General features: G+C 72.2%; 14 protein-coding genes and 1 pseudogene. 8 read left to right on the top strand and 7 right to left on the bottom strand.

Annotated features, from left to right (window positions below; all coding sequences use genetic code 11):
• The first annotated feature begins 3 nt into the window (after positions 1 to 3).
• The gene (locus ACFXA3_RS04560; protein ID WP_385181844.1) at positions 4 to 918 is read left to right on the top strand and encodes a MerR family transcriptional regulator; all 915 of its coding nucleotides are present in this window, start codon (positions 4 to 6) and stop codon (positions 916 to 918) included.
• Positions 919 to 1150: 232 nt separating this feature from the next.
• Here the strand turns inward: ACFXA3_RS04560 and ACFXA3_RS04555 are convergent, their stop codons facing one another.
• Positions 1151 to 1936 (bottom strand): aquaporin, encoded by a 786-nt coding sequence (locus ACFXA3_RS04555; protein ID WP_385181842.1) that lies wholly within the window; start codon positions 1934 to 1936, stop codon positions 1151 to 1153.
• 133 nt (positions 1937 to 2069) lie between these two features.
• Here ACFXA3_RS04555 and ACFXA3_RS04550 point away from each other — a divergent pair, with 133 nt between their 5' ends.
• The 3 genes from ACFXA3_RS04550 to ACFXA3_RS04540 all read left to right on the top strand — a co-directional run bounded on the left by ACFXA3_RS04550 (position 2070) and on the right by ACFXA3_RS04540 (position 7689).
• Entirely contained in the window at positions 2070 to 2609 is a 540-nt protein-coding gene (locus ACFXA3_RS04550; protein WP_385181839.1) for an RNA 2'-phosphotransferase, read from the top strand.
• Positions 2610 to 2773: 164 nt separating this feature from the next.
• Positions 2774 to 4636: an HSP90 family protein gene (locus tag ACFXA3_RS04545; protein WP_385181836.1), complete on the top strand. Its 1863-nt coding sequence runs from the start codon at positions 2774 to 2776 to the stop codon at positions 4634 to 4636.
• Positions 4633 to 7689, top strand: a complete 3057-nt coding sequence (locus tag ACFXA3_RS04540) for a tetratricopeptide repeat protein (RefSeq protein WP_385181834.1) — start codon at positions 4633 to 4635, stop codon at positions 7687 to 7689. The genes ACFXA3_RS04545 and ACFXA3_RS04540 overlap by 4 nt, the downstream gene beginning before the upstream one ends.
• 84 nt (positions 7690 to 7773) lie before the next feature.
• Here ACFXA3_RS04540 and ACFXA3_RS04535 read toward each other — a convergent pair whose 3' ends face one another.
• Positions 7774 to 8679, bottom strand: a complete 906-nt coding sequence (locus ACFXA3_RS04535; protein WP_385181832.1) for an LLM class flavin-dependent oxidoreductase — start codon at positions 8677 to 8679, stop codon at positions 7774 to 7776.
• Positions 8680 to 8827: 148 nt separating this feature from the next.
• On the opposite strand from ACFXA3_RS04535, the gene ACFXA3_RS04530 reads away from it, so the two are divergent.
• A complete protein-coding gene (locus ACFXA3_RS04530; protein WP_385181830.1) occupies positions 8828 to 9712 on the top strand; it encodes a Cof-type HAD-IIB family hydrolase in 885 nt (294 codons plus the stop codon).
• A gap of 80 nt (positions 9713 to 9792) precedes the next feature.
• Here the strand turns inward: ACFXA3_RS04530 and ACFXA3_RS04525 are convergent, their stop codons facing one another.
• Genes ACFXA3_RS04525 through ACFXA3_RS04510 form a run of 4 tightly spaced genes read right to left on the bottom strand, consistent with a single transcriptional unit; the run spans position 9793 to position 17662 of the window.
• The gene (locus tag ACFXA3_RS04525) at positions 9793 to 11529 is read right to left on the bottom strand and encodes a GAF domain-containing sensor histidine kinase (protein ID WP_385181827.1); all 1737 of its coding nucleotides are present in this window, start codon (positions 11527 to 11529) and stop codon (positions 9793 to 9795) included.
• Positions 11530 to 11553: 24 nt separating this feature from the next.
• Positions 11554 to 15093 (bottom strand): thiol reductant ABC exporter subunit CydD, encoded by a 3540-nt coding sequence (cydD, locus tag ACFXA3_RS04520; RefSeq protein WP_385181824.1) that lies wholly within the window; start codon positions 15091 to 15093, stop codon positions 11554 to 11556.
• 43 nt (positions 15094 to 15136) lie between these two features.
• On the bottom strand, positions 15137 to 16138 hold the full coding sequence (gene cydB / locus ACFXA3_RS04515; protein ID WP_385181821.1) for a cytochrome d ubiquinol oxidase subunit II: 1002 nt from the start codon (positions 16136 to 16138) through the stop codon (positions 15137 to 15139).
• 18 nt (positions 16139 to 16156) lie between these two features.
• Positions 16157 to 17662 (bottom strand): cytochrome ubiquinol oxidase subunit I, encoded by a 1506-nt coding sequence (locus ACFXA3_RS04510; RefSeq protein ID WP_385181818.1) that lies wholly within the window; start codon positions 17660 to 17662, stop codon positions 16157 to 16159.
• A gap of 191 nt (positions 17663 to 17853) precedes the next feature.
• On the opposite strand from ACFXA3_RS04510, the gene ACFXA3_RS04505 reads away from it, so the two are divergent.
• Complete coding sequence (locus ACFXA3_RS04505) at positions 17854 to 18222, top strand: cyclophilin-like fold protein (RefSeq protein WP_385181816.1); 369 nt, start codon at positions 17854 to 17856, stop codon at positions 18220 to 18222.
• A gap of 30 nt (positions 18223 to 18252) precedes the next feature.
• Here the strand turns inward: ACFXA3_RS04505 and hisC are convergent, their stop codons facing one another.
• Entirely contained in the window at positions 18253 to 19335 is a 1083-nt protein-coding gene (gene hisC, locus ACFXA3_RS04500; protein WP_385181814.1) for a histidinol-phosphate transaminase, read from the bottom strand.
• A 361-nt stretch (positions 19336 to 19696) separates the two neighbouring features.
• Between hisC and ACFXA3_RS04495 the strand changes: the two genes are divergently transcribed.
• Positions 19697 to 20812, top strand: coding sequence for a LacI family DNA-binding transcriptional regulator (locus ACFXA3_RS04495; RefSeq protein ID WP_385181812.1), 1116 nt, complete (start codon positions 19697 to 19699; stop codon positions 20810 to 20812).
• A gap of 198 nt (positions 20813 to 21010) precedes the next feature.
• Positions 21011 to 21175 (top strand): annotated as a pseudogene (locus ACFXA3_RS04490) (serine/threonine protein phosphatase); the annotation flags it as partial.

Raw genomic sequence — 21175 nt, 5'->3', positions numbered from 1 at the left:
GGATTGTCAGAACAGGCGGTGGCCGAGTACCGGATCGAGGATCTCGCGCACCACAGCGGGGCGACCGTACGCACCATCAGGGCGTACCAGGACCGTGGGCTGCTGCCGAAGCCGGAGCGGCGCGGCCGCTCCAACGTCTACCGGGACACGCATCTGGCGCGGCTGCGCCAGATCGCCGACCTGCTGGACCGCGGCTACACCCTGGCCTCCATCAAGGAACTGCTGGAGGCCTGGGACGCCGGACGCGGGCTCGGCGGCGTGCTGGGACTCGTCGCCGAGGTCCACGGACCGTGGACCGACGAGGAAGCCGCCCGGATCAGCCGCGCCGAGCTGAACGAGCGGTTCGGCGGCCGGCCCGACGACGACGCGGTGGGCGAGGCGTGCGAGCTGGGTGTGCTGGAGGCGGTCCCGGGCCGCCCGGACGAGTTCCTCGTGCCCTCCCCGCAGGAGCTGGCGGTGGCCGCCGAGCTGTACGCGGCCGGGGTGCCGCTGTCCGCCATCACCGGCCATCTGCGGGAGCTGCGCGGGCAGGTGGAGCACATCGCCTCGCGGTTCCTGGAGTTCACCACCGAGCACGTCTTCGCCCGCTACCTCGGGGAGGTCCCGCCGACGGACGCGGACGCGGCGGAGGCGGCGACGATGGTGCGCAGACTGCGCCCCCTGGCCCAGCAGACGGTGGACGCCGAGCTGGCGCGGGCGATGCGGCTGTTCGCGACCCGGCACCTGCAGCGCCATCTCGGGACCGCCGGGGCGGCGCAGCCGTCCGGGCCCATGTCGGTGCCGATGCCGGCGGAGACGGTGCGGGCGGTGCAGGAACTGGTCGGCTCCGAGCACGTGGGTGAGTTCGTCCGGGCCGCCACGGAGCGGGAGCTCCAGGCCCGGACGATGAACGAACTGGCGCGCCGGGCCGGAGGGTAACGGCCGACGGACAACAGCCGGTGGGGTAATGGCCTGTGGGTATCGGCCGCCACAGCAGCCGGCGGCGGGCGACGGCGAGCCGGTGGCGGGCAGCGACGAGCCGGTGGCGGGCGGCGGCGAACCGGTCGCGGCCGGGCCGTAGTCCACAGGGCGGATCACTCGTTTGCCGTCAAACCCAACCCAACCGGCTGTGGACAAGTCGGCCGTTCCTGTGGACGAGCCTGTGGACGACTCAACCGATGGGCTCGTAGCCGGGGTTCGCGGGGGTGGCGGCTGCGGGGGTGCGGACGGGTACGGCCGGCCCGACGGCCGCCGGTCCGTCCTTCTGGTCGCGCCCGGTGCCCCCGTAGAGGAGGGCGGCGAGGGCCAGGCCCAGGACGCCTCCGACCACTTGGGCCGCGACGAATCCGGGCAGCGACTGCGGTGCGATGCCGGCGAAGGAGTCGCTGAAGGCGCGCCCGATGGTGCCCGCCGGGTTGGCGAACGAGCCGGACGAGGTGAACCAGATCGCGGAGGCGATGTACGCGGCGACCGCGGCCGGGATCAGCTTCGGGCGCCCGATGCGCTCCAGGCCCTGGATGAGCAGGACGAGCCCGGCGGTGGCGACGACCTCGCCGACGAGCAGGTGGCCGCCGCCGCGGATCTGGGTGGAGAAGGTGCCGGGGGTCCTGCCGAACATCACCTCGGCGAGGACGGCGCCGCCGATGGCCCCTGCGGTCTGGGCGGCGCCGTAGACCAGGGCTTCCCGGCCGCCGACCCCCTCGCCGCCGCGCCGGCGGACCCACCAGGAGGTGAGGGTGACGACCGGGTTGAGGTGGGCTCCGGACAACGGCCCGAAGAGCGTGATGATCAGCCCGAGGCCGATGGCCGAGGCGAGCGAGTTGGCGACGAGGGCGACACCGGTGTCCCGGCTGAGGTCGGAGGCCTGGATACCGGAACCGATCACCACCACGAGAAGGCCGGCGGTGCCGATGAGCTCGGCGACCGCGCGGCGCGGCAGAGAAGCGTGGATCGTCATGGGTTCTCCCCCTGGGCAGTAGTTCAACGGAAAATGTATTCCGTATCTTGGAAACGCGATAGAGGGTGTCCGAGTCCGGCGGAGCGCCGATAAATCGCTGCTCGACCCCCTTGCGACCCGGCAAGCTGGTGCCATGGACGACAGACGCACCGTGAAGGTGTCCAAATACGTCTCGAAACACCTGAGGCATCAGCCGGAACGCATCGGACTGGTGCTCGATCCCCAGGGCTGGGTGGAGATCGACGATCTTCTCCGTGCGGCCGCCGCCCACGGGTTCCCCGTCAGCCGCGCCGAGCTCGACCACGTCGTCGCCGCCAACGACAAGCAGCGGTTCGCCGTCGAGGGCACCCGCATCCGGGCCAACCAGGGCCACACCGTGCCGGTGGACCTGGACCTGCCGGAGGCCGAGCCGCCCGCGTACCTGTACCACGGCACCGTCGGCTCCGCCCTGGCCGCGATCCGCGCCGAGGGGCTGCGCCCCATGGCCCGCCACCACGTGCACCTGTCCCCCGACCGGGAGACCGCGACCCGGGTGGGCGCACGGCGCGGCCGGCCCGTCGTCCTGGCGGTGGACGCGGGGGCGATGCGCGCGGCCGGGCACGTGTTCCGGATCAGCGCCAACGGCGTGTGGCTGGCGGACGCCGTGCCACCGCAGTTCCTGCGCTTCTCGTAACGCCCTTCCGCCGCCGTCCGGCCCGGTCCGGCACCGCCCGGCGGCACCACAATTCACCAAGAGATTGTCAGATCATCCCCCTACTCTGTTCCTCATTCCGATCCGTGAGGGGGGTACCTCGCGATCGCCGAACCATCCATGCGAAATACGCGAGGTGACGCCCCGTGACGTCCACATCGGCTTCTTTCTCCCACTCCGATCCCTCGGCCAACAGCTTCCAGGTCGATCTGCGCGGCCTGGTCGACCTGCTCTCCCACCACCTCTACTCCAGCCCGCGCGTCTACGTCCGCGAGCTGCTGCAGAACGCCGTGGACGCCGTCACCGCCCGCCATGCACTCGACCCCGAGGCGGAGATCCGCATCCGCCTGTCGGCGTCCGCGAACCGGGTGACCATCGAGGACAGCGGCATCGGCCTGACCGCCGCCGAGGCCCACTCGCTCCTCGCCACCATCGGCCGCAGCTCCAAGCGCGGCGGCGACCACGGCCTGGAGACCACCCGCCGGGAGTTCCTGGGCCAGTTCGGCATCGGCCTGCTCGCCTGCTTCGTCGTGGCCCGGCAGATCCGCGTCATCACCCGCTCCGCGCGCGACCCCCGGGCCGCCCCCGTCGAGTGGCTGGCCACGGACGACGGCTCGTACACGGTCCGCGAACTGCCCGACGAGGCACGGCACGAGCCCGGCACCACCGTCATCCTGGAGGCCCGGCCGGGAGCCGAGGAGTGGACCGTCCCGGCCAAGGTCGAGCAGCTGGCCCGCGACTACGGCGCCCTGCTCCCGTACGACATCACCTTCGACGACGGCGAGGGCGGCGAGCCGCGGCCCGTCACCGACCGGCCCGCCGTGTGGGACCGGCCCCATCCCAACCCCGCCGCGCGCCGCGTCGCGCTCGCCGGCCACTGCACGCAGCTCTTCGGGTTCACCCCGCTCGACAGCATCGACCTCGACCTGCCCGTCGCCGGCGTACGCGGAGTGGCGTACGTCCTGCCCGAGCCGACCAGCCCCGCCCACCGGGCCGGACACCGCGTCCACCTCAAGGGGATGCTGCTGACGGACCACGCCGACAACCTGCTGCCCGACTGGGCGTTCTTCGTCCGCGCGGTCATCGACACGGACACGCTGCGGCCCACCGCCTCCCGGGAGAACCTGTACGACGACGAGACCCTGTCCGCGGTACGGGAAGCCCTCGGCGCCCGGGTCCGGTCCTGGCTCGCCGAACTCGCCGCGAGCGAACCGGAGCGTCTGGCCGCCTTCCTGAGCGTCCACCACCTCGGCGTGAAGTCCCTGGCCCGGCACGACGCCGAGCTGCTCGGCCTGATGCTGCCCTGGCTGCCCTTCGAGACCAGCGACGGCTCGATGAGCCTCCAGGAGTTCACGGCCGCCCACACCGAGATCCACTTCACGCGCACGGTCGAGGAGTTCCGCCAGATCGCCCCGATCGCGGCGGCCCACGGCCTCGGCGTCATCAACGCCGGCTACACCTACGACGCCGACCTCCTCGCCCTGCTGCCGACCGTCCGGCCGGACCTCAAGGTCATGGAGCTGGACGCCGGGGCCGTCACCGAGCGGCTCGACGCGGTCCCGACCGCCGCCGAACTGGCCCTCGCCCCCTTCCTGTCCACGGCGCGCACCCGGCTGGAGCCGCAGGGCTGCGACGTCGTGCTGCGCGCCTTCCAGCCCGTCTCCGTCCCCGCCCTCTACCTCGACGACCGCCAGGCCCGCCAGGAGCGCGACCGCACGGCGGCACTGAGCAGCGCCGACTCCCTGTGGAGCGGGATCCTCGGCGCGCTGCGCGGCTCCGCACCCCGCGCACGCCTGGTGCTCAACCACAACAACCCGCTGATCCGGCGGATCGCGGCGCTGCCCGACGAGGCCCTGACCGGCACGGCCGTCGAATCGCTGTACGGGCAGGCGCTGCTGATGTCCCAACGGCCGCTGCGCCCCGCCGACTCCACCCTGCTCAACCGGGCCTTCCTCGGGCTCCTGGAATGGGCGACCCACTCCACCGACTCCCCGGAGGGACAGAAGTGACCACGCTGACGCGCGAGGAGATCGAGCAGGGCCTCGCGGAGAACAGCGGCTCCCCGAACGGGGCCGCGCGCAACGCGCACGCGGAGGTGCTCGCGGGCGCGGCGGAGGCCATCGGTGACGGGCCCCTGTTCCGCCGGGCGCTCGACAACCTGATCAACGCCTATCTGTGGAGCGCCGAGTCCTCGAAGATGCTGGTGCCGTTCGCCCGGCTGCTCCAGGAGTACGACAAGGATCCCGGGGCCTTCTCCCGGTGGGACGCCCACTCGCTGTTCTGGCAGTTCAAATGGGTGGCCACGGCCATCAGCGACTCCCCGGAGATCCCGCTGGAGTCCGCCACCGGCTGGCTGGACGAGATGGAGCGCCGCTACCGGATCGCCGGCTACAGCGAGCGCCCGGTGCGCGAGGCCGAGCTGTGGCTCGCCGACGCGGTCGGCCAGGACGACCGGGCCGAGCGGGCCTACCGCGCCTGGCTGGCCGCCGAACGCGACGACATGAGCGACTGCCACGCCTGCGAACTCAACGGCCAGGGCGCCTACGCCGTGCTGCGCGGGGACGACCTCCAGGCCCTGGACGTCTGGCAGCCCGTGCTGGCGGGCAACCGGACCTGCGCCGAGGAGCCCCACCGGGTGCTCGCCACCTCGCTGCTGCCGCTGCTGCGCGTCGGCCGCTTCGACGAGGCCCGCTCGCACCACGTGCGCGGCTACCGCATGGCTCGCGGCAACGAGAGCCTGCTGCCGTCGGTCGGCAAGCACATCGAGTTCTGCGCCCTGAGCGGCAACGAGTCACGCGGCCTGGAGATCCTCGCCGAACATGCCGCCCACGTCGGGCCCCTGGTCAACGTCGACGACCAGATGGCGTTCCACGGCGGCATCCTCGTCCTGCTGCGCCGGCTGATCGAGCTGGGGCACGGCCCGAGTCCGGCCGTCCCCTACGAGGGCGTTCCGCGCTCGGTCTCGGAGTTGTACGAGGTGCTGCGCGCGGGCTCCCTCGACATCGCCCGGCGGTTCGACGCCCGCAACGGCACCACCCGGGTCTCGGACCGCTTCCTCGCCCGGATCGGGCGGGAGCCGCTGGTCGACGTACTGCCGCTGGGGGTGCGCAGCACGGCGCTGCCGCAGCCGCGGACCGCCGCACCCGCGAGCCCCGCCGCGGCCGCGCCCGTACCGCCTCGGGCCGGCTTCGACGAGCTGGTGGAGCGGGCCCGGCAGGCCCGGGAACAGCGGCATCCCGCAGCGGACGCGCTCTGGGACGAGGTCGGCGTACGCGCGGACGCGTACCCGGAGAGCGAAGCGGACCCGCTGGTCATGGCCGATGTGGCCGACCACCGGGCGCTGGCGGCCGCGCGCGCCGGGGCGGACGGCGCGGCGGCGCTGCTGGAGGCTGTCCGCGACCGCTACCGGGAGCTTGGGCAGGACGATCGCGCCGCGCTGGCGCAGCTGCGGCTGGCGAGCGCGGCCGCGCAGTCCGGGGCCGAGCCGCGGCGGATCCGGGAGCTGCTGGCGGCCGCCGTGGACGCGGCCGAGGCCCTGGCCCCGGACGATCCGCTGCGCCCGCGGCGGATCGCGCTGGCGCAGCTGACGGCGATCCGCGTGGAGTCTTACCTGCGTCCGCTGGAAGCCGGTCCGGAGCACGCACACGAGCACGGTCCGGGAGAGGACCACGGGCACGGTGAACTGGCAGCCGATCTCGGTGCGTTCGCCGCCGCCCACCGGGAGGCACTGCCCGACCTGGCGGCGGAGGCCGAGGAGATGCTCGGCCGCATCGCCCTGTCGCAGGGCGACCCCGAGCGCGCCCTGCCGCTGCTGGCCGCGTCCGCGACGCGCGCGGTGTCGGCGGGCGTGCCCTGGCAGGCGGTGGACGCGCTGGTGCTGCGGGGCGGTGTGCTGATGTCGCTGGGCCGGCCCGAGGAGGCGGAGGCGGACGCGCGTTCCGCGCTGGAGCACTCCGCGGAGGTGGCCGACGCCGAGACGCAGGGCGTCGTACGGCTCACCCTGGCGGACATCCTGCTGCGGCGGGCAGACGCCGCGGCGGAAGCGGCCGAGCACGCCCTCACCGCGGCGCACTGGTTCGACCAGGCGGGTCTGACCTCCGACGGAGGGGCGCAGGCCCGGCTGGTGCTGGCACGGGCGTACGCGCGGGAGGACCGGCACGCCGACGCGGTGGAGGTGCTGCAGTCGACGCTGCCCGATCTGCTGGAGCACGGCGAGGGCCAGGCCGTGTCCGTCCGGGAGTTCCTCGGGGACCTGCTGCGCCGGCTGAACGACCCGCGGGCGGCGGCGGAGCAGTACCTGCTGGCGGCGGACGTGGCCGAGGAGTGGGAGGACCCGCGACCGCAGGCCGGCTTCGCACAGGCTGCCGCGGAACAGCTCTCCGCCGCGCGCCTGGTCCCGGAGGCGGTCGCCGCGTACGAGCGGTCGCTGGAGCTGTACCGGGCGGCGGGCGGTTCCCCGGTCGCGGAGGTGCGGATCCTGCGCTCCCTGGCCTGGCTGGCGCCGCGGGCAGACACCGGCGCGCCGGCGTGGGCGCGGGCACGGGACCTGATGGACCGGGCGGCCGGGGTCCTGGAGGCCGCGTCGGCCGACCGGGCGGGGTGCTCCGAGGAGCAGGCCGTGGAGTTTCAGGCCGAGCTCGCCCAGACCTGGCTCCAGCTGGCGCAGGTGCTCGACTGGCGGGTCACTTCGCACGAGGAGGCCGAGGACGAGGACGGGGACACGGACGGGGCCGGGGACGGTGGTGCCGGGGAGAACACCGGGGACTCCCGCCGCGCCGGGGCCCGCGGCGACGTGGACACCGGGGCACTGCGGCTGGAGGAGATCGACCTGACGGCGCGGGCCGCCGCACTCTACGCGGAGCTGGGTCCGGACCATCTGGGGGACCGGCTCCAGTGCGTGCAGTACGCGGCGTGGACCGAGCAGGAGATCGGTCGCGCCGAGGCGGGAGTCGCTCGTCTCTCGGCCCTGGTGGACGAGCTCCGCGCGGTGCCCGAGGGGGTGCCGGAGGAGCTGCTGGAGCGCGCCCAGTCGTCCCTGGACAGCCTGAAGCGGTCCTCCTGAGGCCCCTGGAGCGCCACGCTCACGAGGCCGGGCCGCTCTGACGCCGATGCCCCGTCGCCACCGGGCGACGGGGCATCGCGGGCATCAGCCGGCCAGCTGCGCCAGGCCCTCGGTGGCGATCTTCTCGAAGACGTCCTCGTCGGCCGCGAACTCGGAGTCCGGGATCGGCGCGTGGATCACGATCTCCGTGAAACCGAGCTCCTGGTGGCGGCCGGCGAAGTCGACGAACGCGTCCACGGAGTCCAGCATCGTGTTGCGCTCCGGCGTGAAGCCGGTCAGCAGGATCTTCTCCATCGACCCGGGCGCCCGTCCGATCTCGGCGAACGCCTTGTCGAGCCGGGCCAGCTGGCCGGCGATGGCCGCCAGCGACTGCTCGGGGGTGCCCTCCTCGAAGAGCTTCGGATCGCCGGTGGTCACCCAGGCCTGTCCGTGGGCGGCGGCCAGCTTGAGACCCCGCGGGCCGTTCCCGGCGACCGCGAACGGCAGGCGCGGCTGCTGCACGCAGCCGGGGATGTTGCGGGCCTCCTCGGCGGAGTAGAAGGTGCCGCGCTCACTGGTCGCGGCCTCGGTGAGCAGCCGGTCCAGCAGCGGCACGAACTCGGCGAAGCGGTCCGCGCGCTCCCGCGGGGTCCAGGGGTCCTGGCCGAGCGCAGTGGCGTCGAACCCGTTGCCGCCGGCGCCGATACCAAGGGTGAAACGGCCACCGGAAATATCGTCCAGCGACATGAGCTCCTTGGCCAGGGTCACCGGGTGCCGGAAGTTCGGCGAGGTGACGAGCGTGCCCAGGCGCATCTTCTCCGTGGCTGCAGCCGCGGCGGTCAGGGTCGGGATCGCGCCAAACCACGGCAGGTCACGGAAGGACCGCCAGGTCAGATGGTCATAGGTGTAGGCCGTGTGGAAGCCGAGCCGCGCGGCTCGCACCCACTGGTCGCGGCCGCCCCCATGCCACGGGCGTACCGGGAGGATCACAGTGCTCAGACGCAGACTCATGGGTTCGAGACTACGACCCTGCTCGTGTTTCACGTGAAACACGAGCCGTCCCCGTGCCGGCGGAGGCCTCTTTTCAACGGCGACCGGGGGAGAAACATCGCCATCGGGCTCAGGGGCTCGACCCGCGCTGGTCCACTGCCCCAAGGCCATGGGTGAAGATGGAGGCGTGACCTCGGCTCCCCAGCGCCCGGACGGGCCAACCCCCACCCCCCGGCTCATCGCCACCGACCTCGACGGCACCCTGCTGCGCGACGACAAATCCGTCTCGCTGCGCACGGTCGCCGCCCTCGCCGCCGCCGAGGAGGCCGGGATCGAGGTCTTCTTCGTCACCGGCCGCCCGGCCCGCTGGATGGACGTGGTCAGCGATCACGTCCACGGCCACGGCCTGGCGATCTGCGCGAACGGTGCCGCGGTGGTCGATCTCCACGCGGGCCGGGAGTTCGTACAGGTGCGTGCTCTGCCGCGGGCGACGGCGATGACGGTCGTGGAGACGCTGCGCTCCACCGTGCCGGGCACCTCCTTCGCGGTCGAGCTGACCACGGGCATCAACTACGAGCCGCTGTACCCGCCCTTCTTCCAGGACCCGGGCGCCAAGGTGGCCATCGCCGAGAAGCTGCTGGAGGAGGAGGCGGACGACACCTCCGCTCCCGTCCTGAAGCTGCTCGCGCACCACGGCGAGCTCGCCCCGGACGAGTTCCTGACGCTCGCCCGCTCGGCCGCCGGCGCCCACGCGTCGATCACCCGCTCCAGCCCGACCGCCCTGCTGGAGATCAGCGGTCCGGGAGTCTCCAAGGCCAGCACCCTGGAGCTCTGCTGCGCCGAGCGCGGGATCTCGCCCGCCGAGGTCGTCGCCTTCGGTGACATGCCGAACGACGTGGAAATGCTCCGCTGGGCGGGCACCTCGTACGCGATGGGCAATGCCCACCCGGACGTCCTCGCGGCGGCTTCCGGCCGTACGGTCGCCAACAACGAGGACGGCGTCGCGGTCGTCATCGAGCGCATCATCGCGGAACGCGCCGCCCACCAGGGGTAGATCCGGCACCGGCGGCCGGGGCCCGGGCGGGAGCCCGTGGCCGCGGGCCCGGAGCTGCGGGCCCGAGGCCGGCCGGGGCGTCAGAGGGGGGCCTCCCACACCAGGGTGGTCCCCGTGCTCTCCTCCCCGATACCGGGGCCGTACGAGCTCGATCCGCCCAGCGATTCGGCCCGTCGGCGTAGATTCCGCAGCCCGCTGCGCCGCCCGCCCTCGGGGATGCCCACCCCGTCGTCGGCGACCTCCAGCCGGACCCCGGGCCGTCCGTCGGCCAGTGTGAGGGTGCAGTCCACCACCACCTCGATCCGGGACGCCTCCGCGTGCCGGAAGGCGTTCGACAGGGCTTCGCGCAGCGCCGCGATCAGGTTCTTGCCGACCAGCTCGCCGACCATCGTGTCGACCGGGCCGAGGAACCGGTGCGACGGTTTGAACCCCAGCGGCACCGCAGCCATGTTGATCTCGCGCAGGACCCGGGTGCGCAGCCCCGACGGCGCCTCGGCGGGCCCCTGCTGGAGCGCGAAGATCGCGGTGCGGATCTCCTGAATGGTCACGTCCAGCTCGTCCACGGCCTTGCCCACGCCGTCGACGACCTCCGGGACCACGGACCGCCGCTGGGCGCCCTCCAGCATCATCCCGGTGGCGAACAACCGCTGGATGACGAGGTCGTGCAGGTCCCGGGCGATCCGGTCGCGGTCCTCGAACACCGCGAGCCGCTCCCGGTCGCGCTGCGCCTCGGCCATCATCAGCGCGAGCGCGGCCTGGGAGGCGAACTGGGTGGCCAGGGTCCGCTCGGACTCGCTGAACGGCCGCCGGCCCCGGCCCCGTGGCGTGACCAGCGCACCCAGCACCCGCCCCCCGCTGTGCAGCGGCAGCATCATGCAGGGCCCGTACTGGCTGGTCAGCCGGCTGATCGTGCGGGGGTCGGAGGCGGCGTCGTCGACGAAGACCGGCTCGCCCCGGAGCAGCTTCGCCACCACCGGGCTCTCGGCCGGGATCACCAGGCCGAGCGAGGTGGCCGGGTTGTCGGCGGAGACGGCGACGATCTCCATGCCGCCTTCCTCCGCGGGCAGCAGCACGATCCCGGCGGCGGAGTCCGCCAGATGGCGGGCCTGCTCGGCCACCACCGCCAGGGCGTCGTCCGCGTCCCCGCCCGACAGCAGGGCGGTCGTGACGGCCACCGAGCCGTCGATCCACCGCTCCCGCTGGGTGGCGGCCTCGTACAGCCGGGCGTTGCCGATGGCGATGCCCGCCTCGGTGGCCAGGACCCGGACCATGTGGACGTCGTAGTCGTTGAACCGGCCGCCGTCGTTCTTCTCGGCGAGGTACAGATTGCCGAAGATCTCCCCCTGCACCCGGATCGGGACGCCGAGGAAGGTCTTCATCGGCGGGTGGTTCGGCGGGAACCCGGCCGAGCGCGGGTCCTTCGTCAGATCGGAGAGCTGCACCGTGTCGGGATGCGAGATCAGCGCGCCGAGCAGGCCCCTCTTCCCGTCCGGCCGATGTCCGATCTTCCGGGCCGTCTCGGCGTCGATGCCGAAGGTGACGAAGTCCGACAGCCCGCGGCCCTCGGTGTCGACGACGCCGATCGCCGCGTACCGGGCGTCCGCGAGTTCGGCCGCGGTCTCGCAGATCCGGTCGAGGGTGGAGTGCAGTTCCAGGCCGGTGCCGACCGAGCGCATGGCCTCCAGCAGTTGCGGCACCCGCGCAGTGAGCTCTGTGGAGAGACCCTGCAGACTCCGGGTGGCCCGGGTGGCTGCCTCCAGCGGGTCCGGTGTTCCGGGAGGTGGCTCCGGCGGTTCCTGCGACTCCTGCACTGACATGCCCTTGAGCGTAGTTAGTCCCTTTTACCGGGGAAAGTCGGCCAGGACCCCGTCGGCCGCGCGCTCGCGCTCCAGCAGCTTGCGCAGCGGACCCTCCTCGGCCGCCAGCTCCGCGTAGGCGCCCCGCTGCACGACCGCTCCGCGATCCAGTACGAACACCTCGTCGACCGCCTCCAGGCCCGCCAGCCGGTGCGTGATCAGCACGGTGGTACGGCCCTCGGTCGCGGCCAGCAGATCCGCCGTCAGGGCGTCCGCGGTGGCCAGGTCCAGGTGTTCGGCCGGTTCGTCGAGCACGAGCACCGGGAAGTCGGCGAGCAGGGCCCTGGCCAGGGCCAGCCGCTGGCGCTGGCCGCCGGAGATCCGCTCGCCGTGCTCGCCGACCAGCGTGTCCAGCCCGTCCGGGAGGCCGTCGGCCCACTCCAGCAGCCGGGCCGCCGCCAGGGCCTGCCGCAGCTGCTCCTCACTCGCCCCGGTCCGGGCCAGCCGCAGGTTCTCCCGTACCGAGCTGTCGAAGAGGTGCGCGTCCTGGGCGCACAGGCCCACGATCCGCCGGACCTCGTCGCCGTCGAGGGTGCGCGCGTCGGTCCCGCCCAGGGTGTACGTGCCCTCGTGGAGGTCCAGGAACCGCAGCAGGACCTGGGCCAGCGAGGTCTTGCCCGCACCCGAGGAGCCGACGACGGCGACCCGGCGGCCGGCCTCCAGGGTCAGGTCCAGCCCGTGCAGCGCGTCGTGTTCCTGCCCGGGATGGCGGGCCGCCAGCCCCGTCAGCCGCAGCGGGAAGGGGGAGTCCGGCGCCCCGGCCGGGCGTTCCGGCTCGGCGACCGGGACGGGAGCGTCGATGACCTCGTGGATCCGCTCGGCGCTGCGGCGCACCCGCTGCCGGTACTGGACGGCCTGCGGAAGACCGTTGACCGCTTCGAAGGCGGCGAGCGGCGTCAGCACGGCCACGGCCATGGCCACACCGGACAGCCGTCCGTCGTGCACGGCGCCGGCGGCCAGGGCGGCGCAGACCACCACGGTCAGCCCGCACACCAGGGCGGTCAGCCCGGCTCCGAGTCCGCCGGCGGCGGCTGCGCGCGCGGCGATGGCGGTCAGCGTCCGGTCACTGTCCTTCGCGGCGTCCTTGCGCCCGGTCAGCGCGCCGGCGACGGTCAGCTCGGCCGTTCCGGTCAGCAGGTCGGCCACCCGGGTCGCGAGTTCTCCCCGGGCCGGCGCCAGCCGCCGCTCCGCACGCCGGGCACAGGCGCCGCTGACGAGGGGCACCCCAACCCCGGCGGCCAGCAGCCCGACGGCGAGCGCTGCTCCCGCCCCGGGCAGCAGCCATGCGGTGAAGGCGACCGAGCCGGTGCCGACGAGCACGGCGGTGCCGACCGGCAGCAGCCAGCGCAGCCAGTAGTCCTGGAGGGAGTCGGCGTCGGCCACCAGACGGGCCAGCAGGTCTCCGCGGCGCTGCTCCCGCAGCCCGGCGGGTGCGATGCGCTCCAGCCGGCGGAACACCGAGACCCGCAGGTCTGCGAGCATCCGCAGCACGGCGTCGTGGGAAACGAGCCGCTCCGCGTACCGGAAGACGGCCCGGCCGATCCCGAAGGTCCGGGTCGCCGTGACGGCCACCATCAGGTAGAGCACCGGCGGTTGTTCCGAGGCCCGCGAGATGAGCCATCCGGAGACCGCCATCAACCCGACGCTGCACCCGACGGCCAGCGCCCCGAGCAGCAGACCGAGCCTGAACCGCCCCTGCCAGGGCTTGGCGACGGCGCGCACCCGCCGGAGCGGATCGCCGCCGCCCGAGCCGGCGCCGACGGCCTCGGCGGCCCGTTCGGGGGCGCTGCCGAGGATCCATGCGCCGGGGTCCGACGGCCCGTTGCGGTCCCCGCCGCGGCCGACGGAGCTGCCGGCCCGTACGGGGGAGGGGAGAGCCCCGAGCCCCGCAGCGCCGACCGGCACCACGCGGTCGGCCACGGCCAGCAGCGCGGGCCGGTGGACGACCAGCAGCACGGTCCGCCCGACCGCGAGGCGCCGTACGGCGTCGACGACGGCCGCCTCGGTCTCCCCGTCGAGTGCCGCGGTCGGCTCGTCCAGCAGCAGCACGGGCCGGTCCGCGAGGAACGCCCGGGCCAGCGCCAGCCGCTGACGCTGGCCGGCGGACAGCCCGAGCCCGCCTTCTCCGAGCTCCGTGTCGACTCCGCGGGGCAGTGCGGAGACGAACTCCCATGCCCCGGCATCCTTCAGGGCCCCGGCCACGGCGTCCGTGGACGCGTCCGGCCGGGCCAGCCGTACGTTCTGCGCGATCGTCCCGGCGAACAGGTGCGGGCGCTGCGGTACCCATGCGATCCGCTCCCGCCACTGCTCCGGCGACAGCGAGGCGAGGTCCGCGCCCCCGATCCGCACGCAGCCCGCGGTCGGCGCCACGAAGCCCAGCAGCACCTGGAGCAGCGTCGACTTGCCCGCGCCGCTCGGCCCGGTCAGGGCCACGCACTCCCCGGGTCCCACCGTCAGCGAAACCGGTCCCGGCGAGTCCTCGCCCCGGCCCTCGTGGCGGACCGCGACCCCGTCGAGCTCGATCCGCAGCCCGGCGTCCGGCACCGGGGCCCCACCGCCGGCGGCGGCGACCGGGGTCTGGAGCACCTCGAAGATCTCCTCCGCGGCCGCGAGCCCCTCGGCGGCCGCGTGGTACTGCGCCCCGACCTGGCGCAGCGGCAGATAGGCCTCGGGCGCCAGGATCAGGATGACCAGCCCGGTGTACAGGTCGAGCTCCCCGTGGACCAGCCGCATGCCGATGGTCACGGCGACCAGCGCCACGGACAGCGTCGCCAGCAGCTCCAGCGCGAAGGACGAGAGGAACGCGATGCGCAGGGTCCGTACGGTCGCCTGCCGGTACTCGTCGGTGATCTTGCGGATCGACTCGGCCTGAGCCTTGGCCCGGCCGAAGACCTTGAGCGTCGGCAGCCCGGCCACCACGTCCAGGAAGTGCCCCGACAGCCGGGACAGCAGCCGCCACTGGCGGTCCATGCGGGACTGGGTGGCCATGCCGATCAGCACCATGAACAGCGGAATGAGCGGCAGCGTGACCACGATGATGGCCGCCGACACCCAGTCCTCGGTGACGATCCGGGCGAGGACCGCCACCGGGACCACCACCGCGAGGCCCAGCTGGGGCAGGTAGCGGGAGAAGTAGTCGTCCAGGGCGTCCACGCCCCGGGTGGCCAGCGCCACCAGCGATCCGGTCCGCTGACCGCTCAGCCAGCCGGGCCCCAGATCCGCGGCCCGGTCCAGCAGCCGCCCCCTGAGCTGCGACTTGACCGCCGCACTGGCCCGGTGGGCGGCCAGTTCCGTGAGCCAGGCGAGCAGGCCGCGCCCCAGCGCCACTGCCGCGAGCAGCAGCAGCGGCGTCCGCAGCGCCTCCCCGTCCAGCCCCTGCTCGAAGGCGCCGACCACGATCTCGGCGATCAGCATCGCCTGACCGACGACCAGCCCCGCCCCGGCGAGGCCCAGGGCCACCACGGCCGCCAGGAAGAGGCGGGTGGAGCGGGCGTACCGGAGCAGGCGCGGGTCGATCGGTTTCACGTGAAACATCCCCCAGAGCAGGGTCGGTCAGCGGGGTCGGGGCTCAGTGCGCGTCAGCGATGTGCTGCGTGCCGATCCGCTTGCGGAACACCCAGTAGGTCCAGCCCTGGTAGAGCAGGACGAGCGGCGTGGCCACTCCCGCGCACCAGGTCATGATCTTCAGCGTGTACGGGCTGGACGAGGCGTTGGTGACCGTGAGGTTCCAGGCGTCGTTCAGCGAGGACGGCATCACGTTCGGGAAGAGCGTCAGGAAGAGCATCGCGACCGCGGCCGCAATGGTGATCCCGGAGAGGGCGAACGCCCAGCCCTCGCGGCCCGCCAGGTTGCAGGCCAGGGCTCCCACCAGGGCCACGACCGCGACGGCCATGGCGATCAGGCTCGTGCCGTCACCGTGCGAGACCTGGGTCCAGGCCAGGAAGGCCAGGGCCAGCACGGCGGTGAGCACGCCCAGCCGGGTCGCCAGGGTGCGCGAGCGCTCCCGGATGTCACCGACCGTCTTGAGGGAGGTGAACACCGCCCCGTGGAAGGTGAAGAGGGTGAGCGTGACGAGGCCGCCGAGCAGGGAGTAGACGTTGAGCAGGTCGAAAAGGCTGCCGACGTAGTTCATCTGCTCGTCGATCTTCACGCCGCGCACGATGTTGGCGAAGGCCACGCCCCACAGGAACGCGGGGATCAGCGAGGTCCAGAAGATGGCGTGTTCCCAGTTGGTCTGCCACCGGTCCTCGTCCCGCTTGTGCCGGTACTCGAAGGCGACGCCGCGGATGATCAGGCAGATCAGGATGAGCAGCAGCGGCAGGTAGAACCCCGAGAAGAGGGTGGCGTACCACTCCGGGAAGGCGGCGAAGGTGGCACCGCCGGCGGTGAGCAGCCAGACCTCGTTGCCGTCCCACACGGGCCCGATCGTGTTGATCAGGACCCGCCGCTCCTTGCGGTCGCGGGCGAGCAGCTTGGTCAGGACGCCGACACCGAAGTCGAAGCCCTCCAGGAAGAAGTAGCCGGTCCACAGGACGGCGATGAGCACGAACCAGACGTCATGGAGTTGCATGGTGTGGTCCCCTCAGCCTCAGTACGAGAAGGCCATCGGCCGGTCGGGGTTCTTGTCGTCCCCGCCGATCTTGGTGGGCGGGTTCAGGTCGGCCTCGGTGAGCTCGGGCGGCCCGAGCTTCACGTACTTCACCAGCAGCCTGACCTCGATCACCGCGAGCACGGCGTACAGCAGCGTGAAGCCGATCATCGAGGTGAGCACCTCGCCCTGGGAGACGTGGGGCGAGACCGCGTCACGGGTGCGCAGGACGCCGTAGACCACCCAGGGCTGGCGGCCCATCTCCGTGAAGATCCAGCCCCAGGAGTTGGCGATGAGCGGGAAGCCCATGGTCCACAGGGCGACGATCCAGTACCACGTGGCGAACCGGGGACTCAGCGCCTTCTTGAAGAGGACCAGGTGCGGGACCTCGTCCTCGCCGGTCCGCAGGCCCGGGGGCAGCATGAACTTCTTGCGGGTGAGCCAGAGCCCCAGCACTCCGACGCCGAGCGAGGCCATGCCGAAGCCGATCATCCAGCGGAAGCCCCAGTAGGCGACCGGGATGTTGGGCCGGTAGTCGCCCGGGCCGAACTTCTCCTGCTCGGCCTTGTTGACGTCGTTGATGCCGGGGACGAACGAGGTGAAGTCGTCGTTGGCCAGGAAGGACAGCAGACCCGGGATCTCTATCGCGACCTTGTTGTGGCCCTTTTCGACGTCTCCGTAGGCGAAGACGGAGAAGGGCGCGGGAGCCTCGCCGTCCCAGAGCGCCTCGGCGGCGGCCATCTTCATCGGCTGCTGCTTGAACATCACCTTGCCGAGCAGGTCACCGCTGATGGCGGTGCCCATGCCGGCGATGATCAGGGTGACCAGGCCGAGCCGCAGCGACGTCCGCATGACGGGGATGTGCTTCTTGCGGGCCAGGTGGACGGCCGAGATGCCGACCATGAAGGCGCCACCGACCAGGAAGGCCGCCGTGATGGTGTGGAAGAACTGGGTCAGGGCGGTGTTCTGGGTGAGGACGAGCCAGAAGTCGGTGAGTTCGGCGCGGCCCCGCTCCGCGTTGATCCGGTAGCCGACCGGGTGCTGCATCCAGGAATTCGCCGCGAGGATGAAGTACGCGGAGAGGATGGTGCCGATCGAGACCATCCAGATGCAGGCCAGGTGGATCTTCTTCGGCAGCTTGTCCCAGCCGAAGATCCACAGGCCGATGAAGGTCGACTCGAAGAAGAACGCGATCAGCGCCTCGAAGGCCAGCGGGGCTCCGAAGACGTCACCGACGAAACGCGAGTAGTCGGACCAGTTCATGCCGAACTGGAACTCCTGCACGATGCCCGTGACGACGCCCATCGCGATATTGATCAAGAAAAGCTTGCCCCAGAACTTGGTGGCCCTGAGGTACTTCTCTTTCCCCGAACGCACCCAGGCGGTCTGAAGGCCTGCCGTGAGTGCGGCGAGCGAGATCGTCAGCGGGACGAAGAGGAAGTGGTAGACGGTGGTGATGCCGAACTGCCAGCGCGCCAACGTCTCTGGCGCCAAAGCTACGTCCACGTCGTCGTCTCCTTCGGTGCGCCGTGGTCACTGCCGCAGTTTGCCTGACATGCCCTACCCAATAGGTGACAAAGCAGGACACGCTTGTGAACGCGTTCACATTCACAAGCATTATGTCGTACTACTCCCGACGACTTTCAGCCGGGGTCCCCCTCTAGCCAATACATTCAACAGATTGTTGAATGCCGCTCATGAGGATTCGTATCTCCTGGCCCGCGGGCCAGCTCACGGCAACCCTTGACGAGACCCCGACCTGCAAGGCGCTGGCCGAGGCCCTGCCGATCTCCGCGTCCGCCCACACCTGGGGCGAGGAGGTCTACTTCGACACCGGCGTCTCCGTGGCGCTGGAACACGACGCCCGTCAGGTCGTCGACCCCGGCACCGTCGCGTTCTGGACCGAGGGCGACGCACTCGCGCTGCCCTACGGCCCCACACCCATCTCGCGCGGAGGCGAGAGCCGCCTGGCGAGCCCGTGCAACGTGCTCGGCTCGTTCGACGGCGACCCCCGCCTGTTGTCCACCGTCCGCGACGGCGACCCGATCCGCGTGGAACTCGCGTAGCTCCCGGGGACCCGCGCAGCCCCCCAAGGGCTACATCTCCTTGAAGAAGGCCTCCGCCGTGTGCAGGAAGAGGTCGTTCGCCTCGGGCTCGCCGATCGTGACCCGCAGGCCCTCACCCGCGAAGGGCCGGACCACCACACCGGCCTTCTCGCAGGCCGCCGCGAACTCGGCGGTCCGCTCCCCCAGCCGCATCCACACGAAGTTCGCCTGCGTCTCCGGCACCACGGTCCAGCCCTGCCCGAGCAGCGCCTTGTAGACCCGCGCGCGCTCGCCCACCAGCGCCCCGACCCGGCCCATCAGCTCGTCCTCGGCCCGCAGCGAGGCGACGGCCGCGTCCTGGGCGAGCTGGCTGACACCGAAGGGCACCGCCGTCTTGCGCAGCGCCGCCGCCACCGGCTCGTGTGCCACTGCGAAGCCCACGCGCAGGCCGGCCAGCCCGTACGCCTTGGAGAACGTACGCAGCACGCAGACGTTCGGGCGGCTGCGGTAGAGCTCGATGCCGTCCGGCACCTCGACGTCGCGGACGAACTCGCGGTACGCCTCGTCCAGCACCACCAGGATGTCCGAGGGCACCCGGTCCAGGAACCGCTCCAGCTCGGCACGGCGCACCGCGGTGCCGGTGGGGTTGTTGGGGTTGCAGACGAAGATCAGCCGGGTCCGCTCGGTGATCGCGTCGAACATCGCGTCGAGGTCGTGCACGTCCCCGTCGGTCAGCGGGACCTGCACGGACTTCGCACCCGAAATCTGCGTGATGATCGGGTAGGCCTCGAAGGAGCGCCAGGCGTAGATGACCTCGTCGCCCGGGCCGGCCGTCGACTGGATCAGCGACTGGGCCACACCCACGGAGCCCGTGCCCGTGGCGACGTGCTCGACCGGCACGCCGAACCGCTCGGCGAGCTCGTTCACCAGGCCCGTGCAGGCCATGTCCGGGTAACGGTTGAACTGGCCGGCCGCCGCGACCGCCGACTCCAGCACCCCGGACAGGGGCGGGTAGGGGTTCTCGTTCGAGGACAGCTTGTACGCGACGGGCCCGCCCGCGGCGGCGGGCTTCCCCGGCTTGTAGGTGGGAATGCCGTCCAGCTCGGCGCGCAGCTTCGGGCTCTTCTCGCTCACCGCAGGTCCTCCTCGACCGTCCCGTACGACGTCGCCGTCGACTCAATACTGCTCACCTTATGAGGATTCCGCTCTCCCGAAAATGGCAGCGCCGGGATTGCGGGGGAGCGCACGCATATATGCGCACGCCGGTGGCCTGCGCCGTGGCGCGCATCCCTCGTACAGGTGAGTTGAGACCGCCCCCGAACCGCACCTCTTTGGCATGCCCGGACCCGACGGCAAACGGCCCACTCACTCTCTGCTTCCAATTTCCTTCATTTCCAAGGTCATTGGGGGTGGCGAACCATGCAGAATCGTGCCTGTCAACGCGTGCATATGCACCCGGACCACCCACCCCACCGAGCCCTACTATCGGCTCGCCATGACAGCAGCAGGGAAGCATCAGGTGAGCCGGACCGAGACCACCCGGCGGGCCGCCGGCCGACAGGGCCGGGCAGGCATCAGGGACGTGGCCGCCGCGGCGGGCGTCTCGATCACGACCGTCTCCGACGCGCTCAATGGCAAGGGGCGGCTGCCGGACGCCACCCGCCGCCACGTTCGCGAGGTCGCCGACCGGCTGGGCTACCGCCCCTCCGCCGCGGCCCGCACCCTCCGTACCGGCAAGTCGGGCCTCATCGGCCTGACCGTGACGACGTACGGGGATGAACCTTTCACCTTCACCGAATTCGCGTACTTCGCCGAGATGGCCAGGGCCGCCACCTCGGCCGCGCTCGCCCGCGGCTACGCCCTCGTCATCCTCCCCGCCACCTCCCGACACGACGTGTGGTCCAACGTGGCCCTCGACGGCACCGTCGTCATCGACCCCTCCGACCACGATCCCGTCGTCAGCGAACTGGTCCGCCAGGGCCTCCCCGTCGTCTCCGACGGCCGTCCGGCGGGCTCCCTCCCGGTCACCGCATGGGTCGACAACGACCACGAGGCCGCCGTACTGGGCCTGCTCGACCACCTCGCCGCCGCCGGCGCCCGCCGGATCGGGCTGCTGACCGGCACCACCACCGACACCTACACCCGGCTCTCCACCACCGCCTACCTCAACTGGTGCGAGCGCGTCGGCCAGGACCCCGTCTACGAGTCGTACCCCGCCCACGACCCGTGCGCGGGCGCCGTCGCCGCAGACCGCCTGCTCGCCCGGCCCGACCGCCCCGACGCCGTCTACGGGCTCTTCGACCCCAACGGGACCGACCTGCTGGCCGCCGCCCGGCGGTACGGCCTGCGGGTCCCCGAGGACCTGCTGCTCGTGTGCTGCAGCGAGTCCACCGTGTACGCCAACACCGAACCGCCCATCACCACCCTGTCCCTCAAACCGCGCCGCATCGGCACCGCCGTCGTGCAGTTGCTCATCGACGCCATCGAGGGAGTCGACACCGGCCGGCCGGTCGAACAGGTGGTCCCGACCGAGCTGATCATCCGTACGTCCTCGCAGCGCAGGCAGGCCCGTACGACGATCAGCCCGCCCCGCTCACCGGCCAAGGACTGACCGTCACACCCCCGATACGGCGGGGCCGACGGCCCCGCCGAGGATTTCAGAAACACCCATTTCAGGCGAAAGCGGCAGGAACTATTGGTTCCGCCCCGGATTCACCACCCCTGGTGCGTCACAGAGCGCGAGCCGCATTCCTATGATGGGCGCACGACATCACGGACCCTCCGCCCAGGAGGCCAGGAGGGTCCGCAGGTGTACGGCAGCGCGACGGTGGTGGAGGGGTCGATGACTCAGGGGGCCGGTCAGGGACCCGTGATGCGGACGGAGACGCTGCGGGACTTCCGGGTCCCGGTCACCGAGCCCGCCCCGTACGGCGTGCCCGGCGCACTTCCCGACGAGGCCCCGGTGTACGGCGGG

Origin of the sequence: Streptomyces sp. NPDC059456 (assembly GCF_042750055.1) — a bacterium.
GTDB lineage: Bacteria > Actinomycetota > Actinomycetes > Streptomycetales > Streptomycetaceae > Streptomyces.
Note: the sequence above shows the minus strand (reverse complement) of the source record. Positions and strands in the feature narration are given on the sequence as shown.

Excerpts from the sequence above, each read along its gene's own strand:
- ACFXA3_RS04555 (WP_385181842.1), bottom strand. The coding sequence starts at position 1,936 with ATGACGATCCACGCTTCTCTGCCGCGCCGCGCGGTCGCCGAGCTCATC.
- ACFXA3_RS04550 (WP_385181839.1), top strand. The coding sequence starts at position 2,070 with ATGGACGACAGACGCACCGTGAAGGTGTCCAAATACGTCTCGAAACAC.
- ACFXA3_RS04535 (WP_385181832.1), bottom strand. The coding sequence starts at position 8,679 with ATGAGTCTGCGTCTGAGCACTGTGATCCTCCCGGTACGCCCGTGGCAT.
- ACFXA3_RS04530 (WP_385181830.1), top strand. The coding sequence starts at position 8,828 with ATGGGTGAAGATGGAGGCGTGACCTCGGCTCCCCAGCGCCCGGACGGG.
- ACFXA3_RS04525 (WP_385181827.1), bottom strand. The coding sequence starts at position 11,529 with ATGTCAGTGCAGGAGTCGCAGGAACCGCCGGAGCCACCTCCCGGAACA.
- cydB (WP_385181821.1), bottom strand. The coding sequence starts at position 16,138 with ATGCAACTCCATGACGTCTGGTTCGTGCTCATCGCCGTCCTGTGGACC.
- ACFXA3_RS04505 (WP_385181816.1), top strand. The coding sequence starts at position 17,854 with ATGAGGATTCGTATCTCCTGGCCCGCGGGCCAGCTCACGGCAACCCTT.
- ACFXA3_RS04495 (WP_385181812.1), top strand. The coding sequence starts at position 19,697 with ATGACAGCAGCAGGGAAGCATCAGGTGAGCCGGACCGAGACCACCCGG.